19 protein-coding genes and 1 tRNA gene are annotated in these 19,281 nt (G+C 45.0%); 6 read left to right on the top strand and 14 right to left on the bottom strand.

Going from position 1 to position 19,281, the window contains the following annotated elements:
- Window positions 1-73 precede the first annotated feature (73 nt).
- Window positions 74-658, bottom strand: a complete 585-nt coding sequence (gene sodB, locus R2S67_RS08820; protein ID WP_005396533.1) for a superoxide dismutase [Fe] — start codon at window positions 656-658, stop codon at window positions 74-76.
- Between the two features lie 283 nt (window positions 659-941).
- Here sodB and R2S67_RS08815 point away from each other — a divergent pair, with 283 nt between their 5' ends.
- Together R2S67_RS08815 and R2S67_RS08810 are read left to right on the top strand one after the other, a co-directional pair.
- Entirely contained in the window at window positions 942-1,277 is a 336-nt protein-coding gene (locus tag R2S67_RS08815; protein WP_017635833.1) for a Grx4 family monothiol glutaredoxin, read from the top strand.
- A gap of 74 nt (window positions 1,278-1,351) precedes the next feature.
- On the top strand, window positions 1,352-1,981 hold the full coding sequence (locus R2S67_RS08810; RefSeq protein WP_005396534.1) for a DsbA family protein: 630 nt from the start codon (window positions 1,352-1,354) through the stop codon (window positions 1,979-1,981).
- Between the two features lie 75 nt (window positions 1,982-2,056).
- Here the strand turns inward: R2S67_RS08810 and R2S67_RS08805 are convergent, their stop codons facing one another.
- Window positions 2,057-3,382, bottom strand: coding sequence for a Na+/H+ antiporter family protein (locus R2S67_RS08805; RefSeq protein ID WP_005396535.1), 1,326 nt, complete (start codon window positions 3,380-3,382; stop codon window positions 2,057-2,059).
- A 28-nt stretch (window positions 3,383-3,410) separates the two neighbouring features.
- Window positions 3,411-4,055, bottom strand: coding sequence for a ribonuclease T (gene rnt, locus R2S67_RS08800; RefSeq protein ID WP_012841569.1), 645 nt, complete (start codon window positions 4,053-4,055; stop codon window positions 3,411-3,413).
- Between the two features lie 263 nt (window positions 4,056-4,318).
- On the opposite strand from rnt, the gene motY reads away from it, so the two are divergent.
- Entirely contained in the window at window positions 4,319-5,200 is an 882-nt protein-coding gene (motY, locus tag R2S67_RS08795; protein ID WP_012841571.1) for a flagellar protein MotY, read from the top strand.
- A gap of 120 nt (window positions 5,201-5,320) precedes the next feature.
- On the opposite strand, the gene R2S67_RS08790 is transcribed toward motY, so the two are convergent.
- From R2S67_RS08790 to R2S67_RS08745, 10 genes are all read right to left on the bottom strand, one after another.
- Window positions 5,321-5,755: a DUF2753 domain-containing protein gene (locus tag R2S67_RS08790; RefSeq protein WP_005384886.1), complete on the bottom strand. Its 435-nt coding sequence runs from the start codon at window positions 5,753-5,755 to the stop codon at window positions 5,321-5,323.
- Window positions 5,756-5,905: 150 nt separating this feature from the next.
- The gene (gene gloA / locus R2S67_RS08785; RefSeq protein WP_005380739.1) at window positions 5,906-6,322 is read right to left on the bottom strand and encodes a lactoylglutathione lyase; all 417 of its coding nucleotides are present in this window, start codon (window positions 6,320-6,322) and stop codon (window positions 5,906-5,908) included.
- A 32-nt stretch (window positions 6,323-6,354) separates the two neighbouring features.
- Window positions 6,355-6,996 carry an endonuclease III gene (gene nth, locus R2S67_RS08780; RefSeq protein WP_317343339.1) on the bottom strand — a complete coding sequence of 214 codons (642 nt, stop codon included), beginning with the start codon at window positions 6,994-6,996 and terminating at the stop codon, window positions 6,355-6,357.
- Window positions 6,997-7,060: 64 nt separating this feature from the next.
- Entirely contained in the window at window positions 7,061-7,753 is a 693-nt protein-coding gene (locus tag R2S67_RS08775) for an electron transport complex subunit E (RefSeq protein ID WP_005396543.1), read from the bottom strand.
- Complete coding sequence (rsxG, locus tag R2S67_RS08770; RefSeq protein WP_006743364.1) at window positions 7,753-8,385, bottom strand: electron transport complex subunit RsxG; 633 nt, start codon at window positions 8,383-8,385, stop codon at window positions 7,753-7,755. The genes R2S67_RS08775 and rsxG overlap by 1 nt, the downstream gene beginning before the upstream one ends.
- Window positions 8,386-8,392: 7 nt before the next feature.
- Entirely contained in the window at window positions 8,393-9,439 is a 1,047-nt protein-coding gene (rsxD, locus tag R2S67_RS08765; RefSeq protein ID WP_047010069.1) for an electron transport complex subunit RsxD, read from the bottom strand.
- On the bottom strand, window positions 9,439-11,961 hold the full coding sequence (rsxC, locus tag R2S67_RS08760) for an electron transport complex subunit RsxC (RefSeq protein ID WP_317343338.1): 2,523 nt from the start codon (window positions 11,959-11,961) through the stop codon (window positions 9,439-9,441). The genes rsxD and rsxC overlap by 1 nt, the downstream gene beginning before the upstream one ends.
- 8 nt (window positions 11,962-11,969) lie before the next feature.
- The gene (rsxB, locus tag R2S67_RS08755; protein ID WP_005396655.1) at window positions 11,970-12,566 is read right to left on the bottom strand and encodes an electron transport complex subunit RsxB; all 597 of its coding nucleotides are present in this window, start codon (window positions 12,564-12,566) and stop codon (window positions 11,970-11,972) included.
- Between the two features lie 3 nt (window positions 12,567-12,569).
- The gene (gene rsxA / locus R2S67_RS08750) at window positions 12,570-13,148 is read right to left on the bottom strand and encodes an electron transport complex subunit RsxA (RefSeq protein ID WP_005380762.1); all 579 of its coding nucleotides are present in this window, start codon (window positions 13,146-13,148) and stop codon (window positions 12,570-12,572) included.
- A gap of 328 nt (window positions 13,149-13,476) precedes the next feature.
- Window positions 13,477-13,552, bottom strand: a tRNA-Asn gene (locus tag R2S67_RS08745).
- Window positions 13,553-14,111: 559 nt separating this feature from the next.
- Between R2S67_RS08745 and uvrB the strand changes: the two genes are divergently transcribed.
- From uvrB to luxU, 3 genes are all read left to right on the top strand, one after another.
- On the top strand, window positions 14,112-16,142 hold the full coding sequence (gene uvrB / locus R2S67_RS08740) for an excinuclease ABC subunit UvrB (RefSeq protein WP_065646646.1): 2,031 nt from the start codon (window positions 14,112-14,114) through the stop codon (window positions 16,140-16,142).
- A 295-nt stretch (window positions 16,143-16,437) separates the two neighbouring features.
- Window positions 16,438-17,844 (top strand): quorum-sensing sigma-54 dependent transcriptional regulator LuxO, encoded by a 1,407-nt coding sequence (luxO, locus tag R2S67_RS08735; RefSeq protein ID WP_005396653.1) that lies wholly within the window; start codon window positions 16,438-16,440, stop codon window positions 17,842-17,844.
- Complete coding sequence (gene luxU / locus R2S67_RS08730; RefSeq protein ID WP_012841577.1) at window positions 17,841-18,185, top strand: quorum-sensing phosphorelay protein LuxU; 345 nt, start codon at window positions 17,841-17,843, stop codon at window positions 18,183-18,185. The genes luxO and luxU overlap by 4 nt, the downstream gene beginning before the upstream one ends.
- A gap of 110 nt (window positions 18,186-18,295) precedes the next feature.
- Here luxU and R2S67_RS08725 read toward each other — a convergent pair whose 3' ends face one another.
- Window positions 18,296-19,192, bottom strand: a complete 897-nt coding sequence (locus R2S67_RS08725) for a YvcK family protein (protein WP_074191595.1) — start codon at window positions 19,190-19,192, stop codon at window positions 18,296-18,298.
- Window positions 19,193-19,281 lie beyond the last annotated feature (89 nt).

The raw sequence follows: 19,281 nt of genomic DNA, 5'->3' as shown, positions 1-19,281 counted from the left end.
CGAAAAATAAAAAGCTCGCTGGTTCAGCGAGCTTTTAAAATAAGACTAAATTGAACTTAGGGGGGAAGTAAAATTACTTCGCTAGGTTCTCAGCTACGAAGTCCCAGTTTACAAGTGCCCAGAAGCCGTTCATGTAATCAGGACGTACGTTGCGGTAATCGATGTAGTATGCGTGTTCCCACAGGTCAACAGTTAGAAGTGGTGTTGTACCTTCTTCTGTTAGAGGAGTAGCAGCGTTAGAAGTGTTAACGATCTCTAGAGAGCCGTCAGCTTTCTTAACAAGCCAAGTCCATGAAGAACCGAAGTTGTTGATTGCTGAATCAGTAAACTTCGCTTTGAATTCTTCGAAAGAACCGAATGCTGCGTTGATTGCGTCAGCAACTGCGCCAGTTGGTTCGCCGCCCGCGTTTGGAGCAAGACAGTGCCAGTAGAAGGTGTGGTTCCAGATTTGCGCTGCGTTGTTGAATACGCCACCAGTAGAAGTCTTGATGATCTCTTCTAGAGTTTTGCCTTCGAACTCAGTGCCAGGGATAAGACCATTTAGCTTAACAACGTAAGTGTTGTGGTGCTTACCGTGGTGGTAGTCTAGAGTCTCTGCTGAGATGTGTGGTTCTAGTGCGTCTTTCGCGTAAGGAAGAGCAGGTAGTTCAAATGCCATTACTCGATTCTCCATTGATTTGAAAGGATGACCTTTCGATTGCTTCCAGTGTTTTTATAGCTATGTAGCCTTTAAGGCTGACTTGCTAAGTATTTTAGCAAGTTTTTACTTTATTAAAACCCCGATATGAAAATATTTTAAGGGGTTAGCGGCTGTGAAGTGCTGAATTGTTCGCCATCAAGCAACCTAAAGTTAAGCCTTATTAATTATATGGTTTTTATTCTGTCGTTATTGAGTAGAATGTGGCAAATAAACAAAGTTCAAACCCATGAATGAGGAAGCGATGGAAACTATCGACAAAATCAAACAGCAGATCTCTGAAAACTCAATCCTGCTGTACATGAAAGGATCACCGAAACTGCCAAGCTGTGGTTTCTCTTCTCAAGCGTCACAGGCTCTAATGGCATGTGGTGAGAAGTTCGCTTACGTAGACATTCTGCAAAACCCAGATATCCGTGCTGAGCTACCAAAGTACGCACAATGGCCAACATTCCCTCAACTATGGGTTGAAGGCGAGCTTATCGGCGGTTGCGACATCATTCTAGAAATGTTCCAAAAAGGTGAACTTCAGCCTCTAATCAAAGAAGCTGCAGCGCGCGCTGAAGATCAAGCTGAGTAATTCGTAAATACTCACATTTAGCGATAGAATACGAAGGAGCCGTACTGGCTCCTTTTTCTTTTTAGGTTAGTGGAATGAACATAAAGCTTTACTACGTGCATGACCCAATGTGCAGTTGGTGTTGGGGTTACAAACCGACGCTTGATAAATTGAAACAGCAACTGCCAGGCGTTATTCAGTTTGAGTATGTGGTGGGTGGTCTTGCGCCAGATACTAGTTTGCCGATGCCACCAGAGATGCAACAAAAACTCGAAGGTATTTGGAAGCAGATTGAGCGTCAGTTGGGCACCAAGTTTAACTACGATTTCTGGAAGCTTTGTACGCCAGTAAGAAGCACTTACCAATCTTGTCGCGCAGTTATCGCAGCGGGCTTTCAAGATTCTTATGAGCAGATGCTGGAAGCGATTCAACATGCGTATTACTTACGTGCGATGCCTCCTCATGAAGAAGCGACTCACTTGCAGCTAGCTAAAGAAATTGGTTTGAATGTTCAGCAGTTCAAGAACGATATGGACGGCTCTTTCTTAGAAGGTGTGTTCCAAGATCAACTGAGTCTTGCAAAGAGCCTAGGCGTGGATTCTTACCCTAGCTTGGTTCTTCAAATTAACGACGCTTATTTCCCGATTGCCGTAGATTATCTGTCAACAGAGCCTACCTTGAAACTGATACGTGAACGTATTATTGACAATATGCCAGCGCAATAATCGCGATTTCAAATAACAAAAAGCCGCTCAATGAGCGGCTTTTTCGTAACTAAGTATATCCATCAAACAAAGGTACTAAAGCACCATTGCAGCAATCCAACCAAAGATGATCAGTGGAATGTTGTAGTGGATAAAGGTTGGAACAACCGTTTCCCAAATGTGCTCATGCTGACCGTCGGCATTTAGACCAGATGTAGGGCCTAATGTCGAGTCGGACGCTGGAGAACCAGCATCACCCAAAGCGGCAGCAGTACCAACTAGCGCGATTGTTGCCATTGGCGAAAAACCAAATGCCAACGCGAGTGGAACGTAGATTGTCGCCAAGATTGGGATGGTTGAAAACGATGAACCAATGCCCATTGTTACTAGCAGGCCAACGATCAGCATCAGTAGTGCTGCAAGCGGCTTATTATCACCAATGCTGGTAGAGAGAGACTGTACTAATGTCTCAACGCCACCTGTTTGCTTCATTACCGCAGCAAAACCTGCGGCAGCGATCATGATGAAACCAATCATAGCCATCATATGCACGCCTTTTGTGAAGACATCGTGCGTTTCTTTCCAAGCAATCACACCGCCAAAAGTAAACACCATAAAGCCAGCTAGAGCACCAATAATCATTGAGCCAGTGTAAAGCTGAACACCCAATGCGGCGACAATACCAAGAGCGGCCACCAAGATGTGCTTTTTATTGATAGCATGATCTGTCTCGTGAACGACAGTCAACTCCGTTTCTTCGTAGATGCGTGGTTTACGGTAGCTAACAAAGATTGCCAGCAATAGACCAAACAACATACCAGCACCTGGCAGTAACATTGCAGTTGGAACTTGGCTTGCAACCACGTTTTCCAAACCGTTGTCATGTAGGTTCTTTAATAGAATGTTATTTAAGAAAATACCGCCGAAACCAACAGGTAAGATCATGTAAGGTGTGATCAAACCAAAGGTAAGAACACACGCGACCAAACGTCGATCGAGCTTAAGTTTCGCAAATACGCCCAAAAGAGGTGGAATCAAAATTGGAATAAAGGCGATATGGACCGGAATTACGTTCTGAGATGACATGGTGACAAGAACGAGCGCGACTAACACCGCGTACTTTAACCCGGTAGTTGACGCCGAGTTTTCTTTACCATTTAAGCGCTTGATAACACTTTTAGCCAGTAGGTCCGTGATGCCAGATTTAGAGATAGCAACGGCGAAAGTGCCTAACATTGCGTAGCTCAGAGCGATAGTCGCACCGCCACCTAAACCACTTTCGAACGCGGCAACTGTGTCTCCAAGGCTCATGCCTGCGACAAGGCCACCAACGATGGCACTAAACGTGAGGGCAACCACCACATTTACGCGCATCAATGCTAACACGAGCATGACGCACACTGATATAACGACAGGATTCATACTTTTCCTAATATGTTGTGTTTACTTATTATTCTTCATCAACAAGCGGCCAACCGCCGAGGGCCTTCCATTTGTTGACAATACCGCAGAATAATTCTGCTGTTTTTTGTGTATCGTAAAGCGCTGAGTGTGCTTCACGATTATCGAATTCCATCCCGGCCGTTTTGCATGCTTTCGCGAGAACCGTTTGACCATAAGCAAGGCCACTCAATGTTGCCGTGTCAAAAGTAGCAAAGGGATGAAAAGGGACTCTTTTTAGTTTACAGCGCTCATTGGCTGCATTTACAAAACCTAAGTCGAATGCTGCGTTATGGGCAACCATAATTGCGCGCGAGCAATCTGCGGCTTTTTGTTCTTTGCGAATAAGTTTATAAATCTCTTTTAACGCTTCTTGCTCAGAAACTGCACCACGAAGAGGGCTATATGGGTCACGAATACCATTGAATTCTAGCGCTTCTTTTTCTAAGTTAGCGCCCTCAAATGGCTCAACATGAAAATGAATGGTGGAGGCTGGATGCAACACGCCATCTTCGTCCATTTTTAACGTAACGGCGCAAATTTCTAAAAGTGCATCAGTTTGAGCATTGAAACCTGCGGTCTCAACGTCTACTACCACAGGGAAATAACCACGAAAGCGTTTTTTCAAGGTCAGAGCTTCATTTTCTATTGTCATGTCGGCTTATTTTTGTGTGACGAAGGCTGCATTATTGCAGATTATACCGACGAGAAAAACCGCAATTTAGGAGAAAAACGGAATTCTATTTTGCATCTCATCAATACGCTCGATCGCATTTCGGGTGATTGAGTTACCATGATTAACGTTAATCGTAATATCACGATATTTCGCACGTTGGCGAGGTTTTTGCATGCCAGGTGAAGTGGTTTTATTGATTCAAATTGACGGCAACAGACTGCCGTTTAAGAGACAGTACTTAGATGAAGAAATGGCTGATTACTAGTGGCGTTGTATTTTCGTTGTTTAGCACAAGCAGTTTTGCTGTGATGGGCAAACGTTATGTTGCCACTCCACAGCAATCTCAATGGGAAATGGTGGTCAACACACCGTTAGAATGCCAACTTGTTCACCCTATTCCAAGTTTTGGAGATGCGGTATTTTCATCTCGTGCGAATAAAAAAATCAATTTAGACTTTGAGTTAAAAATGCGTCGTCCGATGGGAGAAACACGTAACGTCAGTCTCATCTCTATGCCGCCACCTTGGCGACCAGGTGAACACGCCGATCGAATTACAAACCTAAAGTTTTTTAAACAGTTTGATGGTTATGTCGGAGGGCAAACAGCATGGGGCATTTTGTCTGAGCTGGAAAAAGGGCGTTATCCGACCTTTAGTTATCAGGATTGGCAGAGCCGAGATCAGAGAATTGAAGTCGCATTGTCATCCGTGCTGTTTCAAAATAAGTACAACGCGTTTAGCGACTGTATTTCCAATTTATTGAAATACAGTTTTGAAGACATTGCCTTTACGATTTTGCACTACGAAAGACAAGGCGATCAGTTAACCAAGGCTTCCAAAAAGCGTTTATCACAAATTGCAGATTATATCCGACATAATCAAGATATCGATCTCGTGTTGGTGGCGACGTACACCGATTCAACCGATGGCAAAAGTGCGAGTCAAAGTTTATCTGAGCGACGTGCAGAGTCACTTCGTGATTATTTTCAGTCTCTAGGGCTACCGGAAGATCGAATTCAAGTGCAAGGGTACGGCAAGCGTCGTCCTATTGCTGATAACGGTTCGCCAATAGGAAAAGACAAAAACCGCCGAGTCGTAATATCTCTAGGGCGAACCCAAGTCTAATGCATATAAAAACGCCGAAGCTCAAAGCTTCGGCGTTTTTGATTTACTGACGTTGTTAATAATATTTTAATGGGATTTTGCCAAGTACCTTTCGGTGATTCCGGCTGTATAATTTGGATGTTAGTTTAATCGGAATTTGGCAATGACTTCGCAATTGGTTGCGGTATCTATTTTTTCAACCTGTTTGGCAATAGCCGGATTAGGATGACGTTTCATGAAGTCTATTAATGCTTTAGTGCAACATCCTATTGAGTCGATAAAGCTTGCACATTCTTTATTTGGGCATTGTGGGATGAGTGTTAAGACTTTCTCTGAAGCCAGCTGAAGGTATTTGAGTTCATAGTCAGTGTCTCCGGCCCAACGCCAGAACTGAGCTAAGTTATGACAAGAAATCACAGAAATTAATAATCGCTCGTCTGCTTCAATTTCCACACATTCGCTAATATCTTCACTCAGGCTTAGGGCTTGCTGGTAATGAAGAATGCTGCGAACAGGGTCATCTAGTTGAAGTGCCGTATCGGCTAGAAGTGTGTGTTTTTCCCATTCACTGATCATTATCGTAATCCCGCATATCGAAGTTGCGAATAAATCTAAACGATAATTATTATCAAGTAAAGTGTTTTGTTTATAAAAGAACAGGCAGATCGCAGACCTGCCTGTAATCGATGTTCAACTTGCAGTACAAGTGATTATTAGAAGTGCCGCTTAGCCTTCAAGACCTGCTGAAGCTTGCTTGTTTTGGATAAGCTCAATCATATAACCATCTGGGTCTTTTACGAATGCAATGTGCGTGCTGCCGCCTTTTACTGGACCTGGTTCACGCGTCACATTACCGCCCGCCGCTTTGATAGCGTCGCAAGTTGTGTAGATATCATCAACACCAATGGCGATATGACCAAAAGCAGTACCTAGGTCATATTCAGTTTTACCCCAGTTGTAAGTTAGCTCGATCACAGCACCTTGGGATTCGTCACCGTAGCCAAGAAACGCCAGTGTGTATTCGTACTCTTTATTCTCGTTCGTACGAAGCAACTGCATGCCCATAACTTCAGTGTAAAACTTGATGGATTTGTCTAGATCACCTACGCGAAGCATAGTGTGGAGAATTCGACCATTTGACATTTTTTGCTCCTAGCTTTGATTTTCAAATAGCGTTAGCTATCTGGATATACTTTCTCTTTATATTCGCACAAATCTTCAATAATGCAGCTACCGCAGCGAGGCTTTCTCGCCAAGCACGTGTAGCGGCCATGAAGAATGAGCCAGTGGTGCACATCGAGTTTGAACTCTTTTGGCACAACTTTTAATAGCTTTTGCTCGACATCATCAACCGTTTTGCCCATTGCAAACTTAGTACGATTCGACACGCGATAAATGTGCGTATCGACGGCAATGGTTGGCCAACCAAAAGCGGTGTTGAGCACGACGTTTGCGGTCTTGCGACCTACGCCTGGTAGCGCTTCTAACGCTGCACGATCTTCAGGAACTTCACCATTGTGTTTTTCCAACAAGATCTTACAAGTCTTGATAGTGTTTTCTGCTTTTGAGTTAAACAAACCGATGGTCTTTATGTATTCTTTTAAGTCATCAACTCCCAAATCGAGAATACTTTGTGGTGTATTAGCGACAGGGAAAAGCTTGTCGGTGGCTTTATTGACACTTACATCGGTTGCTTGCGCTGATAGTAATACCGCGATTAGCAGTTCAAAAGGGGAGCTCCAGTTAAGCTCAGTTTGAGGATTCGGATTGTTTTCTCGTAATCGCTCAAGAATTTCGATTCTTTTTATTTTGTTCATTGCTGACTTCCAATACCGTCTCTGCGGTTTATGAAAAAGGCTCCTATGACAGAGCCTTATTTTGTTATGCGTTGGTGACGCGAGCACGTTCTATGGTTGGTTTTTCTTCTTTAGGTTGACGTGCCTGGACTGAATTATCGATGACATTTTTAAGCGCTATCAACAGACCAACACCGATAAATGCACCGGGTGGAAGAAGCGCTAGCAGAAAGCTGTTGTCAAATTGGAAAACTTGGATGCGGAGAGCGGATGCCCAGTCTCCTAATAGCAGATCTGCCCCGTCGAATAGTGTGCCATTACCAATTAACTCACGCATGGCACCTAGCACGACTAAAACGCTTGTCATACCAAGACCCATCCATAAACCGTCTAATGCTGCAGGCGCAACATCATTTTTTGAAGCGTATGCTTCAGCTCGACCAATAATGATGCAGTTCGTTACAATCAGAGGAATAAAGATACCAAGAGACAGGTATAAACCATACGCATAGGCATTCATCAATAACTGAACGCAGGTAACAAGTGAGGCAATAATCATCACGAATACAGGAATGCGGATCTCTTTTGGTACGTAATTACGAATAAGAGAAACCGTGACGTTGGAGCCGACCAGCACTAATAAGGTTGCAATACCAAGACCTAAGGCATTGGTTATTGTGGAAGAAACTGCTAGTAGTGGACACAGACCCAGCAGCTGTACGAGAGCAGGGTTATTGCTCCACATACCGTTTTTCATCAGTAATTTATTTTCACTCATTACTGCTCTCCTTCACAGCCTAACGGTTGGCTAAGAATGTCTTCACGAGATTGGTTTACGTAGTTAACGGTATTTCGCACCACTTTTACGACGGCTCTAGGTGTGATCGTTGCACCAGTAAATTGATCGAAATCACCACCATCTTTACGAACTTTCCATGAGTTCCAGTTACTTTCCGTGACTTGTTTGCCCGTAAAGCTCAGGATCCAGTCGGTGACACGAAGATCAATTTTATCGCCCAGGCCAGGGGTTTCTTGATGGCTTAAGACGCGTGTCCCCAAAATATTGCCCTGATTGTCAATCCCAGTAATAACTTTTATCTCACCATTGTAGCCATCTGGCGCGATGGATTCTATTGCGATTGCTGTCGGTTCACCATTCTTCGTGGCGAGGTAGGCTGGCATCGCACGCAATGTCCCCAGTTCTGGTGACGTGACCATAGTGCAGGCTTGCGTGAGTGCGTTGTCATGCATGTTTTCTGGAATGACTTGATTCAAAACAGAAAGCAATTGTTGTTGTTCTTGTATCTTGATTTGGTCTTTTGTTAGGTACTGAGTAAAGGCGACTAATCCGGTTGTTGCACAGGCAAAGATCGCAAGTGTCAGACCATTTTTTCTAATAGCGGTTAACATGTTTACCTCAGTGACCGTAAGTTCTAGGTTTGGTGTAGTAATCGATCAGTGGCACACACATATTTGCAAGTAACACTGCGAATGCAACACCATCAGGGAAGCCGCCCCAACTGCGAATGATAAAGACCAAAGCACCAATAAGCGCGCCAAAGATCAAACGTCCTTTAACGGTGGTAGACGCCGACACGGGATCGGTTGCAATAAAGAATGCGCCAAGCATGGTTGCACCTGATAACAAGTGGAAGATTGGCGACGCAGTTTCCCCTGGGGTCAGTAAGCTGAACACGACGCTAAATAGCGTCAGGCTCGCTAGGAAACCTACGGGGATATACCATTGGATGATGCGTTTTTTGATCATCACTAAACCACCAAGTAAGTAGGCAAGATTTACCCATTGCCAACCAATGCCAGCTAATCCATCGAATATTGGCTGCGATAGTACTTCGCTTGGGGTTGCACCTGTATGAATGCCGGTCTTAAATGCATCAAGTGGCGTCGCCATTGTCACGCCGTCAACCCCCGTTCGAACTTGCTGAAGCGATAAGCCGTCGTAATCATAGCCCGTAAAAATTAAAGAGAGTGTATCTGCAAAATTTACGTGATCAGGTATGAGTGACGTCGGGGCACTCCAACTCGTCATTTGCACTGGGAATGAGATCAACAAGACCACATAAGCGACCATGGCAGGATTGAATAAGTTTTGACCAAGGCCACCATATAGGTGTTTAGCGATTACGATCGCGAAAATAAGTCCGATCACCATAATCCACCACGGAGACCATGGTGGGATAGCCACGGCTAATAACCAAGCGGTAACGATCGCACTGTTATCACGTAGTGCTCGCATCGGCGAACGTTTACGGAAGACCATAACTAAGGCTTCAAGTGATACAGCGACTGCGATGGCAAAAATCAGCTGAATAAGCGTTCCCCACCCAAAGAAGTAGGTCTGAGCCGCTAAACCTGGGAGAGCACAAAGTGCCACCCATTTCATTAAGTCAGGTGTACTACGACGGCTGTGGGTATGCGGTGAACTGGCAATAAAAAACGACACTACTCGTTCTCCTCAGTATTATTTTTATTAGCTTCTTGCTGCGCTTTGCGAGCCTTCGCGCGCGCAATAGCAGCAGCGACAGCCGCTTTTTTCGGATCTTCAGTTTGTTCAGCAGGCGTTTCAGCTTCTACCGTTTCGGCTGGTTCTTCTTGCTTAGCTTTACGCGCTTTGGCACGCGCAATAGCCGCAGCGACAGCCGCTTTTTTCGGATCTTCGGTTTGCTCGGCAGGTGCTTCAGCTTCTTTCGCTTCAGTTGAGTCTGCTTGTTGCGCTTTACGAGCCTTCGCGCGCGCAATTGCTGCGGCAACCGCGGCTTTCTTCGGATCCACTTCTGGTTCTTCGGAAGTTGCTTCTTCAACAGGCTCTGTTTGCGTTTCTTGCTTAGCTTTACGCGCTTTGGCACGTGCAATGGCAGCAGCCACGGCGGCTTTTTTCGGATCGTCGGTTTGCTCAGCAGGTGCTTCAGCTTCTTCCGCTTCAGTTGAGTCTGCTTGCTTCGCTTTACGCGCTTTGGCACGTGCAATCGCAGCAGCCACGGCGGCTTTTTTCGGATCGTCGGTTTGCCCGGCAGGTGCTTCAGCTTCTTCCGCTTCAGTTGAGTCTGCTTGCTTCGCTTTACGCGCTTTGGCACGTGCAATCGCAGCAGCAACCGCGGCTTTTTTCGGATCGCCGTCTTGCTGTGCAGACGTTTCTGATTCTACAGATTCAGTTGAATTTTCTTGTTGTGCTTTTTTCGCTTTAGCTCGGGCGATGGCTGCTGCAACTGCCGATTTCTTATCATCAGCGTTGTTATCTGGCGTTTCGCCTTGTTCTTTTTGTGCTTTACGTTCGCGGGCTAGACGTTTGCGTTCTTCGCGCAGTTTTGCCATTTCTGAGTTATCAGGTTCACTAGAGCCTGCTTTAGCGGCTGCGGCCTGTTTTGCCTTCGCTTTGGCAATGGCTGCAGCGACGGCAGGTTTCACGGCTGGCTCTGCTTTTTCTGTTGTTTCTGTCTTCTGAGCTTTCACTCGTGCGATCGCTGCTGCAATCGCATCATCACCACCAGAAGATTTCATGTCTTTACGGCGCTGATCGGCTGCTTTCTTAAAGCGATTTTCACGTTCTGCTTTTTCGCGCTCCATACGCGCTTTCTTCTCTTCAAAACGCAGCTTCGCTCGCTCCGCAGCTTCCGCTTCTTGTGCTCTGGTGCGAATTTCCGCTTTTGCTTGGCGGTAGTACTGTACGAGAGGAATTTCACTTGGACACACAAACGCACAAGCACCGCACTCGATACAATCCTTTAAGTTTAGTTCTTCGAGTTTGTCATACTCTTCAGCTTTTGCATGCCATTGCAGTTGCTGAGGTAGCAGTGAAGCAGGGCAAGCTTCAGCACATTGGCTACAGCGAATACATTCCATCTCATGTTGGTGTGGAGAGATCTCACGACGAGTCGGGGCAAGGATACAGTTTGCTGTCTTGGTAATCGGCACTTGAGAGTGGGGAAGGGTGAAGCCCATCATTGGTCCACCCATGATTAAACGTTGTAACTTCTTATCGGCTTTATAGCCAAACTCATCCAATAACGCCTGTACTGGTGTACCTAATAATGCCCAAACATTACGTGGTTGTTTGAATGTTTTACCAGTGAGGGTCACGACGCGTTTTATCATCGGTTCACCATCGATGATTGCGCGTTTGATTGAGTATAGAGAACCGACATTTTGAACCAAAATACCAATATCGGCTGGAATTGCGCCGCTTGGTACTTCTTTATTGGTCAAAATTTTGATCAGCTGTTTTTCGCCACCAGAAGGGTATTTAGTCGGGATAACGCGAATAACGATATCTTTGTTTAGAGCCGCAGCTTCTAACGCTTTGATTGCCTCTGGTTTGTTATCTTCAATACCAATAATCGTGAGCTTTGGTGTCAGGATATGTTCAACAATCTCGATACCTTGGATGAGCTCTTCGGCATGCTCTTGCATGAGCTTGTCATCAGATGTGATGTATGGCTCACATTCAGCCGCGTTGACGATAAGAATCTCTGTGCGAGCAAAACCTGATTGGATTTTTTTTGCGGTAGGGAAACCTGCACCACCCATACCTGAAATGCCTGCGAGGCGAATAATATCGATCAGTGCGTCAGGTGTTTCTTGTTTGTAATCCACGACGGGTTTTCTGTCACACCAAGTATCGTTACCATCAGGTGTAATGACCGCGCAGAGTTCACTCAGACCTGAAGGGTGAGCAACGGTTCTAGGCTCAATTGCGGTGAGCGTACCCGATGTAGGAGCATGCACTGGAACGGTAAAACCAGTTTCGGATTGCGTTAATGGCTGACCTTTTAATACGTGGTCACCTTCGGCAACCAATAAGTTACCAGCCTTACCAATGTGCTGTTTTAGCGGTAATACAATTTCTGATGGGATAGCCGCGTGAACGAGCTCAGTTTTGTTGGACTGCTTTTTGTTTTCTGCCGGATGCACACCACCAGGGAAATCCCAAAGCGAGCCTGTACGAATTTGTTCAATCAAAGACAACATGCGAAACCTTACTTAATTGAATCTTTCACGTTCGCTGCATCGTCGGCAGCATCCGTAATGTTGAGTACTGGAATGGAGTTAAGTTGCCACTTCCAGCTTTCCGTGGTGGTTGCCACAGGGATCATTTCAATACAATCAGTTGGACATGGTGCAACACATAAGTCACACCCCGTACATTCGTCTTTAATTACGGTATGGACCGCTTTTGTACCGCCTACAATTGCATCCACTGGACACGCTTGAATACACTTAGTACAGCCAATGCACATATCTTCATGGATAAACGCAACGGTTGGAATTTTGCTGTCGAGATCGTGCGCAGATTCTTCTGGCTCAACACCCATTAAGTCGGCGAGCTTTTCGATTGTTGCCTGACCGCCAGGTGGACATTTGTTGATGTGGTCGCCATTTGCAATCGCTTCAGCATAAGGGCGGCAACCAGGATAGCCACATTGACCGCATTGAGTTTGAGGTAAGATTGCGTCGATTTGATCCACAATTGGGTCTGCCTCGACTTTGAAGCGAATAGAAGCAAAACCAAGTATCGCGCCGAAAATCGCAGCAAGAACCGCTAACGCGATGATCGCAATTAAAATCGTACTCATTGTTTACTTCACCAAACCTGTAAAGCCCATAAAGGCTAGTGACATTAAACCCGCTGTAATCATTGCAATCGATGCACCTTTAAAAGGCACTGGTACGTCGGCGGCAGCTATGCGCTCACGCATGGATGCAAAAAGTATCAACACCAATGAGAAACCAACAGCGGCGCCGAAGCCGTAGATAATCGATTCGATAAAGTTATGGTTCTCATTAATATTAAGAAGCGCGACGCCTAATACCGCGCAGTTTGTAGTGATCAGCGGTAAGAAAATACCAAGCAAGCGATAAAGTGTTGGACTTGTTTTGTGCACAACCATTTCGGTGAACTGCACCACAACGGCTATCACCAAAATAAAACTCATGGTTCGAAGGTACTCAATACCCAGTGGACGAAGAATGTAGCTTTCCACTAAATACGCACACACTGACGCGAGCGTTAGCACAAAAGTTGTTGCTAAGCCCATACCTATTGCTGTTTCCAGTTTTTTGGACACACCCATAAAAGGACAGAGGCCCAAAAACTTCACCAGTACAAAGTTGTTCACCAGCACAGTGCCGACCAACAACAAAACATATTCGGTCATAGTTATTACGTTCTTAAAATCCGATCTTGATATTATCGTGTTTTGTGACACCAATAACAACCAGTGAACGATGTGGTTTTACATACACGATGGAAAAATAGTCGTCTATGTGAGGTATTTTGATGAATCAATAAGAAATTGAACAGCTTGCTGAATGGATTTTACAAAGACGCTGGTGCTGTCTTTCCTCAAAGAATCTTTTGCTCAGAAGGCGGGAATGACATTTAGCGAGTAATTTTAAGTCGTCACTTGAGATATTGATGGTGAAAGAAGTTTTTTATTTCAAAACGAAAAAAGCCGTGTCTTGCGACACGGCTTTTCTGGAATTTGGCTCCTCCTGCTGGGCTCGAACCAGCGACCTGCGGATTAACAGTCCGTCGCTCTACCAACTGAGCTAAGGAGGAATTGCTTTGCTTGAAAGCGGGACGAATCTTACCGAGCAGCCAAACTACTGTCAACAGTAAAAAAATACATTTTTAGCAAAAAATATTGAGGGAAGGGCTTTACTTTTCTGTACTGCTTGTCAGCAAAGGGGTGAGGTTACTTATCCACTAATTTTGTGGATAACTATGTTGATGAGATCTGAGTAAAGATCTTTTATATGCAACCTGGTTTTTATTTGGTGAATTTTTAATCAGAGCTATACAGAGAATATGCAATTAAAACATAGATTTATTGATGTTAAGCAAAATGTATTCAAGGTGGATAAAAATCTAGCTTTTGGGGATAAAGAGTGTTTAGGCCAATTTTTGGGGAAAAGTTGTGGAAACTGCAATGTGAAGAATGGGTGTGGCTCTTCAGCTAGGGCGAAATACTATATCAGAGTAGGTTTTGTATGGCTACAGCATTCTAGACAAACAAGAAAATTTATTAACAATGGTGGGTAAATTTTCGATAGACGTAGATTTCATTGGCTAAGGTGTATATATATACAGCCAAAGCGCAGTAAAGTTGAGGAAGGGTATGAGTAAAGTCTATGAATTGGTCTCCGATTATCAGCCATCGGGTGACCAGCCGGGAGCGATCAAGCAGCTGCTTGAGGGGCTCGATGCTGGACTGGCACATCAAACACTATTGGGGGTAACGGGATCGGGTAAAACGTTCACACTAGCGAATGTTATCGCTCAAGCCCAGCGACCTGCAATATTACTTGCTCCAAACAAAACGCTCGCAGCGCAATTATATGGCGAGATGAAATCATTCTTTCCCAATAATGCGGTGGAATACTTTGTTTCCTACTACGATTACTACCAGCCTGAAGCTTATGTCCCGACGACGGATACTTTCATTGAAAAAGACGCATCAGTTAACGCTCACATAGAGCAAATGCGCCTTTCCGCAACGAAAGCACTATTGGAACGTAAAGACGCGATTATCGTTGCGTCTGTTTCTGCTATCTATGGTTTGGGTGACCCAGAATCTTACTTGCAAATGATGTTGCATTTACGTCGTGGTGACGTGATTGATCAACGGGACATGCTACGACGTTTGGCAGAGCTACAATATTCAAGAAATGACGTGGCATTTGAGCGAGGACAGTTTCGGGTTCGTGGCGAAGTGATTGATATCTTTCCAGCGGAATCTGACCAAGACGCAGTTCGTGTCGAAATGTTTGATGATGAAATTGACTGCATCAGTGTTTTTGATCCATTGACTGGTGTGGTGAAACAGCGAGATTTACCACGCTACACCATTTATCCTAAGACGCACTACGTGACACCAAGAGATCGTATTCTTGAAGCGATTGAAAATATTAAGGTTGAATTAGAAGTACGCAAAAAACAGCTTCTAGACAACAACAAGCTACTGGAAGAACAGCGTATTAGCCAGCGGACTCAATTCGATATCGAGATGATGAATGAGTTAGGTTTTTGCTCAGGTATCGAAAACTATTCTCGCTATCTCAGCGGACGATCGGAAGGCGAGCCGCCACCGACATTGTTTGATTACTTGCCTCATGACGGTTTGTTGATCATCGATGAATCCCACGTGACTGTGCCGCAGATTGGTGCCATGTATAAAGGTGACCGCTCTCGTAAAGAAACGCTAGTGGAGTTTGGTTTTCGCTTACCTTCTGCGTTAGATAATCGTCCGCTCAAGTTTGAAGAGTTTGAAGCGTTAGCACCGCAGACGATTTTTGTCTCTGCGACGCCAGGAAATTATGAACTAGAAAAATCTTCAGGCGATGTAGCGGATCAAGTTGTTCGTCCAACAGGCTTGCTTGACCCAGAATTGGAAGTTCGCCCAGTAGCGACCCAAGTAGACGACTTGTTGTCTGAAATTCGCCTCCGTTCTGCTAAAGATGAGCGAGTTCTAGTGACAACATTGACCAAACGGATGGCCGAAGATCTCACCGAGTACTTGCACGAACATGATGTTAGGGTACGTTACTTACACTCAGATATTGACACCGTAGAACGTGTGGAGATCATCCGTGATCTTCGTCTTGGCGAGTTTGACGTGCTGGTGGGAATTAACTTGCTACGAGAAGGCTTGGACATGCCTGAAGTTTCGCTGGTTGCAATATTGGATGCAGATAAAGAGGGCTTCTTGCGCTCCGAGCGTTCACTGATTCAGACCATTGGTCGTGCTGCGCGAAATCTTGAAGGTAAGGCGATCTTGTATGCTGACCGAATCACCAACTCCATGAAAAAGGCGATGGATGAAACCAACCGCCGCCGCGAGAAGCAGAAAGCGTACAACGAAGAAATGGGCATTTCGCCGCAAGCGCTCAAACGAAATATCAAAGATATTATGGAATTGGGCGATATTACCAAGTCTAAACGTCAGCGTAATACTAAACAGGTACCGTTGTCGAAAGTGGCGGAGCCTTCGCAAACATACGAGGTCATGTCTCCTCAGCAGTTGGAAAAAGAAATCAGTCGACTTGAGGCGGCAATGTATCAGCACGCGCAAGATTTAGAGTTTGAATTGGCGGCGCAAAAGCGTGACGAGATTGAAAAACTAAGAGCGCAGTTCATCGCAAATAGTTAAAAATAAGCTTAATGATCTAGCTTAGCCAAGTGTTTTAGATTGCTTGCAGAAAAAAAGAAGCCAATAGGCAGTCGGGTCTATTGGCTTGTTTTGTGAACATCTCGTTCACTAACAACGTCAGTTGGCTAGGTGACCCGAGGGGTCACTAAACTATCAGCATGGTTTATGCCATTTTTTAAATAATTGATATTATTTTTGAATCCTTTCTCTTACCCATAATTTAGCTAATGTTATTTGCAAAATGCAAAGCGTAATGCGATTATTGTTTAAAACACAACAAAATATTAGCTAGGTTATGCAACAAAAATCTGAAGGTCCTAAATCTCGTTACCTTTTAATGGTTGAGGATACCGCATCTGTTGCGGCACTGTACCGCTCATACCTGACACCGCTTGGTATAGATATCAATATTGTCGGTACAGGTAGGGATGCCATTGAAAGTCTCAACCATAGAATTCCAGATCTTATTCTGCTCGATCTTCGTCTGCCAGATATGACGGGGATGGACGTTTTACACGCTGTTAAAAAGAGTCATCCAGACGTACCTATTATTTTTATGACCGCTCACGGTTCTATCGATACCGCGGTAGAAGCAATGCGTCATGGCTCTCAAGACTTTTTGATCAAACCGTGTGAAGCTGACCGCTTACGTGTCACGGTTAACAATGCGATTCGTAAAGCGACTAAGTTAAAAAACGAGGCTGATAACCCGGGTAATCAAAGTTATCAAGGCTTTATTGGCAGCAGCCAAACTATGCAACAGGTCTACCGTACGATTGATTCAGCAGCGAGCAGTAAAGCGAGCATCTTCATCACTGGTGAAAGTGGTACGGGTAAAGAGGTATGCGCCGAGGCAATCCATGCGGCAAGCAAGCGTGGTGACAAGCCTTTTATTGCGATTAACTGTGCTGCAATTCCAAAAGATTTGATTGAGAGTGAACTGTTTGGTCACGTGAAAGGTGCTTTTACCGGCGCAGCAAATGATCGTCAGGGGGCAGCGGAATTAGCGGATGGTGGCACACTTTTCCTTGATGAACTGTGTGAGATGGACTTAGATTTGCAAACCAAATTGCTACGATTTATTCAAACCGGCACGTTCCAAAAAGTGGGCTCTTCAAAAATGAAGAGCGTGGATGTTCGCTTTGTTTGTGCAACTAACCGTGACCCATGGAAAGAGGTACAAGAAGGTCGATTCCGTGAAGATTTGTACTATCGTTTGTATGTCATTCCTTTGCATTTGCCGCCTTTACGTGAACGAGGTGAAGATGTCATTGAAATTGCATACTCACTGTTAGGCTATATGTCGCACGAAGAAGGAAAAAGCTTCGTGCGTTTTGCGCCTGATGTAATCGACCGATTTAATAGCTATGAGTGGCCAGGCAACGTTCGTCAGTTACAAAACGTGCTGCGCAATATCGTTGTTTTAAACAACGGTAAAGAAATCACGTTGGATATGTTACCGCCACCGTTGAATCAACCGCTTGACCGTCCGTCTTCTGTGGCGAAATTCATTGAGCCGAAAGTGATGACTGCGTCTGAGATTATGCCGTTGTGGATGACAGAAAAAATGGCGATAGAGCAAGCGATTGAAGCGTGTGATGGCAATATCCCCCGAGCGGCGGGATACCTTGATGTCAGTCCGTCGACGATTTACCGCAAGTTACAGGCTTGGAATGGCAAGGAAGAGCGGCAAAAAGTATGAGTGTGAATGTATTAAATCAGCAAAAAATCGATGAACTGTCGATGGAGATTGGCAGTGACAATGTTCCTGTTTTACTCGATATTTTCTTGGGGGAGATGGATACCTACATCGAGAATTTATCTCAGTTTCAAGGGACAGAGCGATTACGTTACCTAAAAGAAATCAGTCACGCGTTAAAAAGCAGCGCAGCGAGCTTTGGAGCAGACCGTCTTTGTCAATTGGCGATGTCGATAGATAAAAAAGCCAAAGCAGGTGAGTTAGCTGAAGAGTCAGACGAGTTAAAAACGATGTTCGATCTTTTGCATGAAACACGCGACGCTTACCGTGATTGGCAGCAGTAATGCGCTGTTCTAATGAGGCTCTTACACAAAACCCTTCACTTGAGTGAAGGGTTTTTTCATTGCTGACAGCGAGTAAACTTGAAGCTATCCCCTAGCTTTAGAGGGCTTTTTTAAATTGAAAGCCTTAGCTGGCTTTCAATAGCGAGCTTGAGTTTATCTCGGTCGTGACGCCAATCTCGGTTCGACGAAGCTAACGATTCCGTCACTACATTCCACTGGCTCAATACTTCTTGCTCGGTTTCCTCTGCTAGAACCACGTCTATCTTCCTACCTTGGCAGGCACGCTCACACCATTCTAATTTTTGTGCCATGGTCATTCGTCCGGCTGGGCCGTACTCCGGGCTCAAGTTGGCAACGAAAATGACTTTTGCTTTCTCATTGGCGGCAATGGCTTTGCCGAGCTCAGGCAACAGCAAAGGAGGCATGATGCTGGTTAAAAAGCTGCCAGGACCAAGAATAATAGCGTCTGCCTCTGCCAGTGCAGTTACTGCTTCTTTAGTTGCAGGGACTTCTGGTGATAGATCGAGACGGCGTAAATCGGTGTTCATCTCGTCTACATTCGTTTCTCCCGTGACCCACTTCCCATCCACAGATAACGCGGAAAGATCGGAAGGGTGTTCAGACATAGGAAGAATGTTAACGTCGACTTTTAACATGTTTCGAATCAGATTGATGGCATCTAACGGTCTGACCGATAAGTTATCGAGCGCCGTAAGCATCAAGTTACCGAGGTTATGACCATCAAGCTCGCCAGTACCTTTGAAGCGATATTCAAACATCATTGAACTGATCGACGGCTCTGTGATCAGCTGATTAATGCAGTTCCGTGTGTCGCCCCAGGCGATTCCACCTTGGCAGTGACGAATTCTTCCTGTTGAGCCACCATTGTCTGTTGTGGCGACAATGCCAGTTGCATTGCCGCCAAAATCCCGTAGTGCGGCCAACATTCGACCTAAGCCATGACCACCGCCAACAGCGACCACTTTTTTATCCGTGTAGATATTCATTACGTTCTTCTAATAATCTTGTAAAAAACGGCTACAATTTATCTCAAGGAGTGCTTGAAAGGTACTCACTTAGCGGTAAATTGTGTCTC

It is taken from the genome of Vibrio sp. T13N (assembly GCF_032970445.1).
GTDB classification, from domain to species: domain Bacteria; phylum Pseudomonadota; class Gammaproteobacteria; order Enterobacterales; family Vibrionaceae; genus Vibrio; species Vibrio diabolicus.
Note: the sequence above shows the minus strand (reverse complement) of the source record. Positions and strands in the feature narration are given on the sequence as shown.